This window comes from Mesorhizobium sp. LCM 4576 (assembly GCF_001854815.1).
Taxonomy (GTDB): domain Bacteria; phylum Pseudomonadota; class Alphaproteobacteria; order Rhizobiales; family Rhizobiaceae; genus Mesorhizobium; species Mesorhizobium plurifarium.
The window spans coordinates 51,859-65,531 of record NZ_MDDT01000015.1; the positions used below are offsets into that span (position 1 = coordinate 51,859).

10 protein-coding genes are annotated in these 13,673 nt (G+C 63.9%); all 10 read left to right on the forward strand.

Features of this window, described 5'->3' with window-relative positions:
- Window positions 1-44 precede the first annotated feature (44 nt).
- The 10 genes from LCM4576_RS07295 (at window position 45) to pyc (ending at window position 13,597) form a co-directional block, all read left to right on the forward strand.
- Window positions 45-980, forward strand: a complete 936-nt coding sequence (locus LCM4576_RS07295; RefSeq protein ID WP_071031357.1) for a dihydrodipicolinate synthase family protein — start codon at window positions 45-47, stop codon at window positions 978-980.
- 14 nt (window positions 981-994) lie between these two features.
- Window positions 995-2,302: an FAD-binding oxidoreductase gene (locus LCM4576_RS07300; RefSeq protein ID WP_244510706.1), complete on the forward strand. Its 1,308-nt coding sequence runs from the start codon at window positions 995-997 to the stop codon at window positions 2,300-2,302.
- 16 nt (window positions 2,303-2,318) lie between these two features.
- Window positions 2,319-3,320: a 4-hydroxyproline epimerase gene (locus tag LCM4576_RS07305; protein ID WP_071031360.1), complete on the forward strand. Its 1,002-nt coding sequence runs from the start codon at window positions 2,319-2,321 to the stop codon at window positions 3,318-3,320.
- A 505-nt stretch (window positions 3,321-3,825) separates the two neighbouring features.
- On the forward strand, window positions 3,826-4,728 hold the full coding sequence (locus LCM4576_RS07310) for a branched-chain amino acid ABC transporter permease (protein WP_071031487.1): 903 nt from the start codon (window positions 3,826-3,828) through the stop codon (window positions 4,726-4,728).
- A gap of 5 nt (window positions 4,729-4,733) precedes the next feature.
- On the forward strand, window positions 4,734-6,125 hold the full coding sequence (livM, locus tag LCM4576_RS07315) for a high-affinity branched-chain amino acid ABC transporter permease LivM (RefSeq protein ID WP_071031362.1): 1,392 nt from the start codon (window positions 4,734-4,736) through the stop codon (window positions 6,123-6,125).
- Complete coding sequence (locus LCM4576_RS07320; RefSeq protein WP_071031364.1) at window positions 6,125-7,519, forward strand: ATP-binding cassette domain-containing protein; 1,395 nt, start codon at window positions 6,125-6,127, stop codon at window positions 7,517-7,519. The genes livM and LCM4576_RS07320 overlap by 1 nt, the downstream gene beginning before the upstream one ends.
- A complete protein-coding gene (locus tag LCM4576_RS07325; protein ID WP_071031366.1) occupies window positions 7,519-8,247 on the forward strand; it encodes an ABC transporter ATP-binding protein in 729 nt (242 codons plus the stop codon). Before LCM4576_RS07320 ends, LCM4576_RS07325 begins: the two co-directional genes overlap by 1 nt.
- A 15-nt stretch (window positions 8,248-8,262) precedes the next feature.
- The gene (locus LCM4576_RS07330; RefSeq protein WP_071031367.1) at window positions 8,263-8,610 is read left to right on the forward strand and encodes a DUF6867 family protein; all 348 of its coding nucleotides are present in this window, start codon (window positions 8,263-8,265) and stop codon (window positions 8,608-8,610) included.
- A 137-nt stretch (window positions 8,611-8,747) separates the two neighbouring features.
- On the forward strand, window positions 8,748-9,866 hold the full coding sequence (locus LCM4576_RS07335) for a branched-chain amino acid ABC transporter substrate-binding protein (protein ID WP_071031369.1): 1,119 nt from the start codon (window positions 8,748-8,750) through the stop codon (window positions 9,864-9,866).
- A 272-nt stretch (window positions 9,867-10,138) separates the two neighbouring features.
- Window positions 10,139-13,597 carry a pyruvate carboxylase gene (gene pyc / locus LCM4576_RS07340; RefSeq protein WP_071031370.1) on the forward strand — a complete coding sequence of 1,153 codons (3,459 nt, stop codon included), beginning with the start codon at window positions 10,139-10,141 and terminating at the stop codon, window positions 13,595-13,597.
- Window positions 13,598-13,673: the final 76 nt, after the last annotated feature.

Consider the following 13,673-nt stretch of genomic DNA (forward strand, 5'->3'; position numbering starts at 1 on the left):
GCTCTTAATAGATATACGACTGATATATCAACGGAGAGACAGCCATGTGGACCGGAGTTTTCCCCGCCGTCACGACCAAATTCACCGCCGACGATCGTCTCGACCATGCCGAGATGGAGCGTTGTTATTCGCTGCAAATGGAGGCCGGCTGCGACGGCATCATCGTCTGCGRCTCGCTCGGCGAGGGGCCGATGCTGTCGCCTGACGAGAAGATCGAGGTGCTGAAGACGGCGCAGAAAGTCGCCGGGAAGAAGCCGGTGCTCTTGACCGTCAACGAGCCCGGCACCCGCGAGGCGGCTGCTATCGCGAGGCGCGCCGCCAAGGAAGGCGCCGACGGGCTGATGGTGGTGCCGAGCTCGATCTACCACACCAATCCGGAAGAAACCGTCGCGGCGCTTCGCGCCGTGGCGGAGGCCGGCGACCTGCCGGTGATGATCTATTCCAATCGGCTCGCCTATCGCGTCGACGTCACCGTCGACCTGATGGAGGAGCTGGCGTCGGACAAGCGCTTCGTCGCCATCAAGGAATCCTCCGACGACATCCGCCGCTCGACCGAGATCATCAATAGGTTCGGCGACCGCTACGATCTCTTCACCGGCGTCGACAACCTTGCCTTCGAGGCGCTGTCGGTCGGCGCCATCGGCTGGGTCGCTGGCCTGGTCACCGCCTTCCCGCGCGAGACGGTCGCGATCTATCAGCTGATGCGGCAGGGCCGCCGAGACGAGGCGCTGGCGATCTACCGCTGGTTCCGGCCCTTGCTCGACCTCGATGTGTCGACCTATCTGGTCCAAAACATCAAGCTTGCCGAAGTGCTGGCGATCGGTACCAATGACCGCGTGCGCATGCCGCGCCAGCCGCTGTCGGGCGAACGCCGCAAGGCGGTGGAAAAGATCGTCCGGGATGCGCTGGCGGCGCGGCCGAAGCTGCCGTCGCTGCAGACGTCTCCCCGATCGACGGACAAGTTGGTGGCGGCCGAATAAGAGGTAGCATTCGCGTGCAGGGAAATTCCGAGGAGGGGGGCGGCCCGTCATCCGCCCTTCGGGCATCTTCCTCCCGTTCGCGGGGAGAAGCGGAAGACATCGCCATCGTCGGCGGCGGCATCATCGRCATCTGCGCCGCGGCCTTGCTCTCGGAGGCGGGGCGCAGCGTCACCGTCTTCGACCGCACCGGCATCTGCGAGGAGACGAGCTCCGGCAATGCCGCCGCCTTCGCCTTCTCCGACGTGCTGCCGCTGGCGCATAAGGGGATGATCCGGCAATTGCCGAAATGGCTCGCCGACCCGCTCGGGCCTTTGACCATTCCGCCGGCCTATCTGCCGAAACTCCTGCCCTGGCTGGTCCGCTTCTGGCGCGCGGGCGCGGCGAAGCACTATGAGACGAGCCTCGCCACGCAGGCCGGCATGATGAAGCTCGCCGAAGCCGAATGGATGGGCCTGCTCGACCGCTCCGGCACGCGGCCGATGCTGCGCGAGGACGGCTCGCTGGAATTCTACGAGAGCGAGGCGGAGTTCCGCGCCTCGCTGCCGGGCTGGGCCGAGCGCCAGCGTTTCGGCATCGGCTTCCGCCATGTCGAGGGCGAAGAGATGGCCGCGCTCCAGCYGGGCCTGGCGCCGCGCTTCGTCAAGGGCACCTTCGTGCCGGGCTGGAAGACGGTCGCCGATCCCAAGCTGCTCGGCAAGGCGGTGTGGGCCTATGCGGAGAAGCTCGGCGCCCGTTTCGAGCATGCGCGGGTGGAGCGCATCGAAGCAGGCGCAAACGGCGCGACGATCGTTCTGGCCGACGGCACCAGGCGGAGGGCGAACAAGCTCCTGGTCGCCGCGGGAGCCTGGTCGCATCTCCTGGCAAAAAATCTCGGCGACCGCATCCCGCTCGAAACCGAGCGCGGCTACAACACGACGCTACCGGTGTCGGCCTTCGACGTGAAGCGGCAGCTGATCTTTTCTGGRCATGGCTTCGTCATCACGCCGCTGCAAACCGGCTTACGCGTCGGCGGCGCCGTCGAGCTTGGCGGCATCGAGCGGCCGCCCAACTTCGCCCGCTCCAAGGCGATGCTGGAGAAGGCGAAGCGTTTCCTGCCCGGGCTCGACGCGTCGGGCGGCCGCGAGTGGATGGGCTATCGCCCGTCGCTGCCGGATTCGCTGCCGGTGATCGGCGCGGCGCGCGCGCCGAATATCTATTATGCCTTCGGTCATGGCCATCTCGGCCTCACCCAGTCGGCGGCGACCGGCCGCTTGATCCGCGATCTCGTTCTCGGGCAGACTCCGCCGCTCGACCTCACGCCCTTCCGTCCGCAACGGTTCTGACAGCAAGAGAGCAACCATGGCCAAGAAATCCTTCTTCTGCATTGACGGCCACACTTGCGGCAACCCGGTGCGCCTGGTCGCCGGCGGCGGGCCATTGCTCGAGGGTTCGACGATGATGGAGCGGCGGGCTCATTTCCTCGCCGAATATGACTGGATCCGCACCGGGCTGATGTTCGAGCCGCGCGGCCATGACGTCATGTCGGGCTCGATCCTCTATCCGCCGACGCGCGATGACTKTGACATCGCGATCCTGTTCATCGAGACCTCGGGCTGCCTGCCGATGTGCGGCCACGGCACGATCGGCACCGTGACGATGGCGATCGAGCACGGGCTGGTGAAGCCGAAGACGCCCGGCGTCTTGAGGCTCGACACGCCGGCCGGCCTGGTCATCGCCGAATACAAACAGGTCGGCGAATATGTCGAGGAGGTGCGCATCACCAATGTGCCGTCCTTCCTCCATGCCGAAGGGCTGACCGTCGAATGCCCGGTGCTCGGCGAGATCAGCGTCGATGTCGCCTATGGCGGCAATTTCTACGCCATCGTCGAGCCGCWGAAGAATTATCGCGACATGGCCGACTACTCGGCCGGCGACCTCATCGCCTGGAGCCCGGTGGTGYGGCAGCGCCTCAACGAGAAATACTCCTTCGTGCATCCGGAGAACCCCGGCATCAACCGGCTGTCGCACATRCTGTGGACCGGCAAGCCGAAGAAGGCCGAGGCCGACGCCCGCAACGCCGTCTTCTATGGCGACAAGGCGATCGACCGCTCGCCCTGCGGCACCGGCACCTCGGCGCGGATGGCGCAGCTCCACGCCAAGGGCAAGCTCAAGGAAGGCGACAGTTTCGTGCATGAATCGATCATCGGCTCGCTGTTCAAGGGCAGGGTCGAAAAGGAGGTCAGCGTGGCGGGCAAGCCGGCGATCATCCCCTCGATCGGCGGCTGGGCGCGGATGACGGGGTTGAACACCATCTTCATCGACGACCGCGATCCGTTCGCGCACGGGTTCATCGTGACGTGACGGGATCAGCCGGCATGCGCTCCGGCCTTGGTGGGCGCCTTCATCCGCCGCTCAAAGGGATTGAGAACCGATCTCAGGCTCTGCTTGCCGAGACTTTGCTTCAAGGCGTTTCTATTTGGAGAGGCGCATTCCATCGAGGGCGTCCCACCGTCACGTGGCCGTCACACAGAGCGGAATCCTGACCTTACGGAAGATGCGGCGATGCAAAACCGAGCGCTTCGGTTCATGCAAGGATTCTTCTTATCAACTTATTTTGACGCTGATTCCTTCGACAGGAGGATCATCATAAGGTTGAATCGTCAAAGACATTGCGTTGTGCCAATGATAGGGTCCGCGATAGTCCAGGGGTCGGGTGCGAAAAAACGGGCAATCGGACGGCGTGCTTCCAAACCACGCGGAGCGATTGAAAAATCACGTTGCAATCCGGGCTCGAAACTTTACGACTAGGGGAAATACGAAAAGGAATGCGTCCTGAAAGGCGACATTCCAGGGGAGCCGCATGAATATGCAATATTTCGTCCAGCAGCTTATCAACGGGCTGACGCTGGGATCGATCTATGGGCTGATCGCGATCGGCTATACGATGGTCTACGGCATCATCGGCATGATCAATTTCGCCCATGGCGACATCTTCATGATCGGCGCCTTCACCGCGCTCATCGTCTTTCTGATCCTTGGCGCGTTGTTCTACTCGGTGCCGGTCGTGGTGGCGCTTCTGATCATGATGATCGTGGCTATGCTTCTCACCAGCCTCTACAACTGGACGATCGAGAAGGTGGCCTACCGTCCGCTGCGCGGCTCGTTCCGCCTGGCGCCGCTGATCACCGCCATYGGCATGTCGATCGCGTTGTCCAACTTCGTGCAGGTCACGCAAGGTCCGCGCAACAAGCCGATCCCGCCGCTGGTCAGCCAGGTCTACACGATCGACGGCATCAGCATCTCGCTGAAACAGATCATCATCGTGATCGTCACCATCGCGCTGCTGGCGATCTTCTGGTACCTCGTCAACCGAACGGCGCTCGGGCGGGCGCAGCGCGCCTGCGAGYAGGACCGCAAGATGGCCGCGCTGCTCGGCATCGACGTCGACCGCACCATCTCCATCACCTTCATCATGGGCGCGGCCCTTGYCGCCGTCGCCGGCACGCTGTTCCTGATGTATTACGGCGTCGTGGTGTTCTCGGACGGCTTCGTRCCGGGCGTGAAAGCCTTCACGGCGGCCGTGCTCGGCGGCATCGGCTCGCTGCCCGGCGCCGTGCTCGGCGGATTGCTCATCGGCTTCATCGAGAGCATGTGGTCGGCCTATTTCTCGATCGACTACAAGGACGTCGCCGCTTTCTCGATCCTGGCGATCGTGCTGATCTTCCTGCCCTCCGGCATCCTCGGCCGGCCTGAAGTCGAAAAGGTCTGATCCTCATGGCCGCTACCGTGTCTTCGGAGCGCGACGACGTCGCTACTCCCGTACAACGCGCTTTTCGCGAGGCGCTTTACGCCGGCGCCATTTCGCTTGGCCTGTTCGTGCTGTTCATCGGCCTGAGGACCGACCAGAACATCAGCAACGAGCTGATCCTGGTGAAGCGCTGGGGTTTGCTCGCCATCGTGGTGGGCGCCGTCACCGTTGGCCGCTTCCTCTATGTGGCTTACGCCGTCCCGGCCATGGAGCGGCGTAAGGCCGAGAAGGCAGGAGCGCCCGCCATTGTCGCCGAGCCCGGCTTTGTCAGGCGGAACTTCAACAAGATCGGCGCCACCTTGCTGATCCTCTACCCCATTGCGATGGTGCTCGCCTTCGGCTTCCAGGGCTCGCTGAAGTGGGTCGATAATTTCGGCATCCAGATCCTGATCTACGTGATGCTGGCCTGGGGCCTCAACATCGTCGTCGGTCTCGCCGGCCTGCTCGATCTCGGWTACGTCGCCTTCTACGCTGTCGGCGCCTACGCCTATGCGCTGCTCGGCACGCATTTCGGCCTGTCATTCTGGATCCTGCTGCCGGCCGCCGGGGCCATGGCCGCCTTCTGGGGCGTCCTGCTCGGCTTTCCCGTGCTGAGATTGCGCGGCGACTATCTGGCTATCGTCACGCTGGCCTTCGGCGAGATCATCCGTCTGGTGCTGATCAACTGGCGCGAGGTGACCAACGGCTCGGCCGGCATCTCCGGCATTCCGAAAGTGTCGTTCTTCGGCCTGATGTCGTTCAACGTCTCGGATCCGAACTATATCGCCAAGGTGCTGCACATCRCTCAGTCGGGCGCCTACTACAAGATCTTCCTCTATTATCTGATCCTGGCGCTCTGCTTCCTCACCGCCTTCGTCACCATCAGGCTTCGTCGCCTGCCGGTGGGACGCGCCTGGGAGGCGCTGCGCGAGGACGAGATCGCCTGCCGCTCGCTCGGCATCAACACGACCACCACCAAGCTGACCGCTTTCGCCACCGGCGCCATGTTCGGCGRCTTCGCCGGCTCGTTCTTCGCGGCAAGGCAAGGCTTCGTCAGCCCTGAATCCTTCGTCTTCCTGGAATCGGCTATCATCCTCGCCATCGTCGTGCTTGGCGGCATGGGCTCGCTCGGCGGCATCGCCGTGGCGGCGCTGGTGATGATCGGCGGCACCGAAATCCTGCGCGAGCTCGACTTCCTCAAGGCCGTGTTCGGGCCGGACTTCACGCCTGAACTCTACCGCATGCTTCTGTTCGGCATGGCCATGGTCATCGTCATGCTGTGGAAGCCGCGCGGCTTCGTCGGCAGCCGGGAACCGACAGCCTTCCTGAAGGAGCGAAGAGCGGTCTCAGCCTCCTTCACCAAGGAGGGCCACGGCTGATGAACGCGACCCCTTCCTCGAACGACTTCATCCTGCAGGTCGAGCATCTGTCGATGAAGTTCGGCGGCCTTGTCGCCATCGGCGACCTGTCGTTCCAGGCCAGGCGCGGCGAGATCACCGCGCTGATCGGGCCGAACGGCGCCGGCAAGACGACGGTGTTCAACTGCATCACCGGCTTCTACAAGCCCACCGAGGGCATGATCACGCTCAACAAGCGTGACGGCTCGACCTATCTGCTCGAACGCTTGCCCAACCACGAGATCCCGGCGCGCGCCAATGTGGCGCGAACCTTCCAGAACATCCGCCTGTTCTCGGGCATGACGCTGCTGGAGAACCTTCTGGTTGCGCAGCACAACAAGCTGATGAAGGCCTCGGGCTATACCTTCCTCGGCCTGTTCGGCTTCCCGAGCTATCGCCAGGCCTCGGCCGAATCGATCGAGCTCGCCAGGCATTGGCTGGAGAAGGCCGGCCTCGTCGACCGCGCCGACGATCCGGCCGGCGACCTGCCCTATGGCGCGCAGCGGCGGCTGGAAATCGCGCGCGCCATGTGCACCGGGCCGGAGCTTCTGTGCCTGGACGAACCGGCCGCCGGCCTCAATCCGAAGGAATCGGCCGCGCTCAACGAGCTCCTGATGGGCATCAAGAGCACCGGTACCTCGATCCTGCTCATCGAGCACGACATGTCGGTGGTGATGCAGATCTCCGACCACGTCGTGGTGCTCGAATATGGCCGCAAGATTTCCGACGGCAATCCGCAGTCGGTGCGCACCGATCCGCGCGTCATCGCCGCCTATCTCGGCGTCGACGACGAGGAGGTGCAAGAAGTGCTCACCGAAGTCGGCGACGAGGATGTCATCGAGCAGCTCGATACGGGCCCCGACCCGGCGCACGGGCCGGGCAATTCCGCTTCGATGATGGCGGGGCCGGTTTCGGACAGCGTCGAACATGCCAACGAGGGCGAGCGGGTCACGGTGTCCAAAGGGGCCTCGAAGGCGGCCCAGGTCGACGCGCGCTCCGCGTCGATCGCCAGCAAGCCGATCGTTGCTCCGGCGGCGAAGAAGCCGGCAGCAAAAGCRCGATCGACAAAGGCGGCCGCGAAGGCTCCCGCCGCGAAAACCRCCGGCATCTCCAACCGCCTCGACGCGCCGCGCGGCGGCAAGGCCGACAGCCTGATCCGCATCAAGGGCATCGGCCCGGTCAACGAGCGCAAGCTGAACGAGCACGGCATCTTCCATTTCGACCAGATCGCCGCCTGGAAGAAGGCCGACATCGAAGCGGCGGAAGCCTATCTCGCCTTTGACGGGCGCATCGAGCGCGAAGACTGGATCGGCCAGGCGAAAGCGCTGGCGAAGGAAGCGGCGGCCAAGCCCGCGACGCGTGGAGGGCGCAAATAATGGCCGGCACAACGCTGCTCGACATCAAGGGCGTCGAGACCTACTACGGCAACATCCGCGCGCTGAACGGCGTCAACGTGCAGGTCAACCAGGGTGAGATCGTGGCGCTGATCGGCGCCAACGGTGCCGGCAAGTCGACCCTGATGATGACCATCTTCGGCGCTCCGCGCGCGCGAGCCGGCACCATCACCTTCGCGGGCACCGACATCACCCAGTTGCCTACGCACGAGATCGCCCGCCTGCGCATCGCCCAGTCGCCGGAAGGACGCCGCATCTTCCCGCGCATGACGGTGATGGAAAACCTGCAGATGGGCGCCAGCCTCGACAACCTCAAACATTACGACGAGGACGTCGAGAAAGTGTTCGCGCTGTTCCCGCGGCTGAAAGAGCGTATCGCCCAGCGCGGCGGCACGCTGTCGGGTGGCGAGYAGCAGATGCTGTCGATCGGGCGCGCGCTGATGGCGCGGCCGAAGCTTTTGTTGCTCGATGAGCCGTCGCTGGGTCTGGCGCCGCTGATCGTCAAGCAGATCTTCGACGCCATACGCGAGCTCAACAAGGCGCAGGGACTGACCGTGTTCCTTGTCGAGCAAAACGCCTTCGGCGCGCTCAAGCTCGCCAATCGCGGCTATGTCATGGTCAACGGCAATGTGACGATGAGCGGCACCGGCAAGGAACTGCTCGCCAATCCGGAAGTGCGCGCCGCCTATCTCGAAGGCGGACATCACTGAGATCGGGGGAGATCAATCATGGGTATTCTCTACGAAGAGGCCTCGATCTGGCAGTTCCTGTTCGTCACATGCCTGCTCGGCGGCTGGGCGGCGTGGATGACCGGCAAGGCGGCGRCGYAGACCTGGAGYAGCCACTTGCAGCTGTTCTTCTACATGCTCGGCCTCGGCGTCGGCATCAGGTTCATCCATCATGYCCTGTTCGAGGGCACGATGTTCTCGCTGCATTACTATATCGTCGACACCATCGTGCTGATGATCCTTGGCTTCCTCGGCTATCAATACACGCGCACCAACCAGATGGTCACCCAGTATAACTGGCTCTATGAAAGAGCTTCCTTATTAAGCTGGAAACCGAAAGGTTGACGTTCATGATTAACGCCGTCTCGGGGATGAATCGGCGTGACAAGTGCCTGAAAATCGGCATTCTATGCTTTCTGCGATAAGGGTGGGCATCGCATGAAAGTATCATCCACGCCCACTCCGTAAATGGGAGCGTTTCAATGAAAAAATCACTCTTGTCCGCCGTTGYGCTGACCGCGTTCGTCGCGCTCAGCGGCAGCGCGTGGGCCGCTGACATCCTGATCGGCGTCGCCGGTCCGATCACCGGCCCGAACGCCGCCTTCGGCGCACAGCTGCAGAAGGGCGCGGAACAGGCGATCGCYGACATCAACGCGGCGGGCGGCATCCTCGGCCAGCAGCTCAAGCTCGAGATCGGCGACGACGTGTCCGATCCCAAGCAGGGCATCTCGGTCGCCAACAAGTTCGTCGCCGACGGCGTCAAGTATGTCGACGGCCACTTCAACTCGGGCGTGTCGATCCCGGCCTCGGAAGTCTATCAGGAAAACGGCATTCTCGAGATCACGCCTGCCGCGACCAACCCGAAGTTTACCGAGCGCGGCATGTGGAACACCTTCCGCACTTGCGGTCGTGACGACCAGCAGGGCAAGGTGGCCGGCGACTACATCGCCAAGAACTTCAAGGACGCCAAAATCGCCATCGTCCACGACAAGACGCCTTACGGCCAGGGCCTCGCCGACGAGACCAAGAAGAATCTCAACGCCAACGGCATCAAGGAAGTGATGTATGAAGGCGTCAATGTCGGCGACAAGGACTTCTCGGCCCTCATCGCCAAGATGAAGGAAAACGGCGTCACGCTCATCTACTGGGGCGGCCTGCACACCGAAGCCGGCCTGATCATCCGTCAGTCGGYCGACCAGGGCCTGAAGGCGCCGCTGTTCTCGGGCGACGGCATCGTCTCCAACGAACTGGCTTCGATCGCCGGCGACGCCGTTGCCGGCACGCTCAACACCTTCGCTCCGGATCCGCGCAAGAATCCGGCCGCCAAGGAAGTGGTGGAGAAGTWCCGCGCCGCCGGCTTCGAGCCGGAAGCCTACACGCTCTACTCCTATGCCGCCGTGCAGATCATCGCCCAGGCCATCGCCAAGACCGGCTCRGCCGACGACGCGCAGAAGGTTGCCGAAACCATCCGGGCCAACACCTGGAAGACGGCCATCGGCGACATCGGCTACGACGCCAAGGGCGACATCACCCGTCCTGACTATGTCATCTACGAATGGAAGAAGGGCGACGACGGCAAGTACGCCTACTTCGAGAAATAAGCCGGCCAATTCAAGCCGACTTTTCGGGATGCCCGGCGCGTGCGCCGGGCATTTTCGTTTGCGGGTTTGCGGCCCTTGCAGGAGAGCTCCCGCGCCGCGCGCCCGGAATACCCGCCCCAGACCGCCGATGTCGGCGGAAAAGCAAATGACGGTCTGACGCAAACAAGCGAGTTAAATCGCTTTAGGTGTCGCGCAAATTTGTTTGCACTGCAGCATTTTCACGCTAATCATTGCGCCGGTTCATCGTCCCTTCCGCTGCTGGAGCCCAGTCCTTGGCCATCACGAAGATCCTTGTCGCCAACCGGTCCGAAATCGCCATCCRCGTATTCCGCGCGGCCAACGAGCTCGGTCTCAAAACCGTGGCGATCTGGGCGGAGGAGGACAAATATTCGCTGCACCGCTTCAAGGCCGACGAGAGCTATCAGGTCGGGCGCGGACCGCATCTTGCCAAGGACATGGGCCCGATCGAGAGCTATCTGTCGATCGAGGAGGTGATCCGGGTCGCCAGGCTGTCGGGCGCCGACGCCATCCACCCCGGCTAYGGCCTGCTCTCGGAAAGCCCCGAATTCKCCGAAGCCTGCGCGGCGGYYGGCATCACCTTCATCGGTCCGAAGCCGGAAACGATGCGCCGGCTGGGCAACAAGGTCGCCGCGCGCAACCTGGCGGTCGAGGTCGGYGTGCCGGTGGTGCCGGCGACCGATCCGCTGCCCGACGACATGGACGAGGTGAAGAAGCTCGCGGCGGAGGTCGGCTATCCGGTGATGCTCAAGGCCTCATGGGGCGGCGGCGGCCGCGGCATGCGCGCCATCCGTTCCGAGGCCGACCTCGCGCGCGAGGTGATGGAGGGCAAGCGCGAGGCCAAGGCCGCCTTCGGCAAGGACGAGGTCTATCTCGAAAAGCTGATCGAGCGCGCCCGCCATGTCGAGGTGCAGGTGCTGGGCGATACCCACGGCAACGCCGTGCACCTGTTCGAGCGCGACTGCTCGATCCAGCGCCGCAACCAGAAGGTCGTGGAGCGCGCGCCGGCACCCTATCTCAGCGAAGAGCTGCGTCAGGAGCTTTGCGGCTATGCGCTCAAGATCGCGCGTGAGACCAGCTATATCGGCGCCGGCACGGTCGAGTTCCTGCAGGATGCCGACACCGRCAAATTCTACTTCATCGAGGTCAATCCGCGCATCCAGGTCGAGCACACCGTCACCGAGCAGGTGACCGGCATCGACATCGTCAAGGCGCAGATACACATCCTGGACGGCTTCGCCATCGGCACCAAGCAATCGGGCGTGCCGGCGCAGAAGGACATCCGGCTCAACGGCCACGCGCTGCAGTGCCGCATCACCACCGAGGATCCGGAGCACAATTTCATCCCGGACTATGGCCGCATCACCGCCTATCGCGAGGCGGCCGGCTTCGRCATCCGGCTCGATGGCGGCACCGCTTATTCGGGCGCGGTCATCACCCGCTTCTACGATCCGCTGCTCGAAAAGGTAACGGCCTGGGCGCCGACGCCCGCCGAGGCGATCTCGCGCATGAACCGGGCGCTGCGCGAGTTCCGCATCCGGGGCRTCGCCACCAACCTCACCTTCCTCGAAGCGATCATCAACCACCCGCGCTTCGCCGACAATTCCTACACGACCAAGTTCATTGACACGACGCCGGAACTGTTCGAGCAGGTGAAGCGGCAGGACCGYGCCACCAAGCTGCTCACCTATCTGGCCGATGTCAGCGTCAACGGCCATCCCGAGACGCGCGGCCGGCCAATGCCGAAGCCGAATGCGGCGGCACCCGTGGTGCCCTACCTGAACGGCCAYATTCCGGACGGCAGCAAGCAGAGGCTCAATGCGCTCGGCCCGGAGAAATTCGCGAGCTGGATGCGGGAGCAGCGCCAGGTGCTGGTCACCGACACGACGATGCGCGACGRCCACCAGTCGCTGCTCGCCACGCGCATGCGCACCTATGACATCGTCGRCATCGCCGGCACCTATGCTCGGGCCTTGCCGCAGCTGTTGTCGCTGGAATGCTGGGGCGGCGCCACGTTCGACGTCGCCATGCGCTTCCTCACCGAGGATCCGTGGGAGCGGCTGAGCAAGGTGCGCGAGGCGGCGCCCAACCTTCTGCTGCAGATGCTTTTGCGCGGCGCCAACGGCGTCGGCTACACCAACTATCCCGACAATGTCGTCCAGCATTTCGTCCGCCAGGCGGCAAGCGGCGGCGTCGATCTGTTCCGCGTCTTCGACTGCCTGAACTGGGTCGAGAACATGCGGGTCGCCATGGACGCCGTCGGCGCCGAGGGCAAGCTGGTCGAAGCGGCGATGTGCTATACCGGCGATATCCTCGATCCGGCCCGCGCCAAATACGACCTCAAATATTATGTCGGGCTCGCCAAGGAGCTGGAGGCCGCCGGCGCGCACATCATCGCCGTCAAGGACATGGCCGGTTTGCTCAAGCCGAGTGCTGCCCGCGTGCTGTTCAAGGCGCTGCGCGAGGCGACGGACCTGCCGATCCATTTCCACACGCACGACACGTCGGGGCTTTCCGCGGCAACGGTGCTGGCGGCGGTGGAGAGCGGCGCCGATGCCATCGACGCGGCGATGGATTCGTTCTCCGGCAACACCTCGCAGCCCTGCCTCGGCTCGATCGTCGAGGCGCTGAAGGGCACCGAGCGCGATCCCGGTCTCGACCCGCAATGGATCCGCCACATCTCCTTCTACTGGGAGGCGGTGCGCAACCAGTACGCCGCCTTCGAAAGCGATCTCAAGGGGCCGGCCTCGGAAGTCTATCTGCACGAGATGCCGGGCGGCCAGTTCACCAACCTCAAGGAACAGGCGCGCTCGCTTGGCCTGGAAACGCGCTGGCATGAGGTGGCGCAGGCCTATCACGACGTCAATCTGATGTTCGGCGACATCGTGAAGGTGACGCCRTCATCCAAGGTGGTGGGCGACATGGCGCTGATGATGATCAGCCAGGATCTCACCGTCGCCGATGTCGAGAACCCAGCCAAGGATATCGCCTTCCCGGACTCGGTCGTCTCGATGCTGCGCGGCGATCTCGGCCAGTCGCCCGGCGGTTGGCCGGCGGCGCTGCAGAAGAAGGCGCTGAAGGGCGAGAAGCCGATCACGGTCAGGCCCGGCTCGCTGTTGAAGCCCGCCGATCTCAAGGCCAGCCGCAAGGACATCGAGACCAAGCTCGAGCGCAAGCTGTCGGAATACGAGTTCGCGTCGTGGCTGATGTATCCGAAAGTGTTCACCGACTTCGCCGCGGCGCAGGAAACCTACGGGCCGGTGAGCGTGCTGCCGACGCCGACCTATTTCTACGGCATGAAGTCTGAGGACGAGATCTTCCTCGACATCGAGAAGGGCAAGACGCTGGTGGTCCGCTGCCAGGCGTTCGGCGACGTCGACGACAAGGGCATGGTCACCGTCTTCTTCGAGCTCAATGGCCAGCCGCGCCGCGTCAAGGTGCCGGACAGGGCGCATGGCGCTTCCGCCGCCAAGGCGCGCCGCAAGGCCGAGCCCGGGAATGAGGGGCATGTCGGCGCGCCGATGCCCGGCGTCGTGTCGGCGCTTGCCGTGGCGGCCGGACAGGCGGTCAAGGCGGGCGACGTGCTTCTGTCGATCGAGGCGATGAAGATGGAAACCGCGCTRCATGCCGAACGCGACGGCGAGATCGCAGAGGTGCTGGTCAAGGCCGGCGACCAGATCGATGCGAAGGATCTGCTCATAGCCTTTAAGTGACGGCCGAACTGGAAGTCGGACGGACGACTGACAGCAGCCGTCCACAGCCGTTCGACAAGTGGCTTGACCCGCCGCG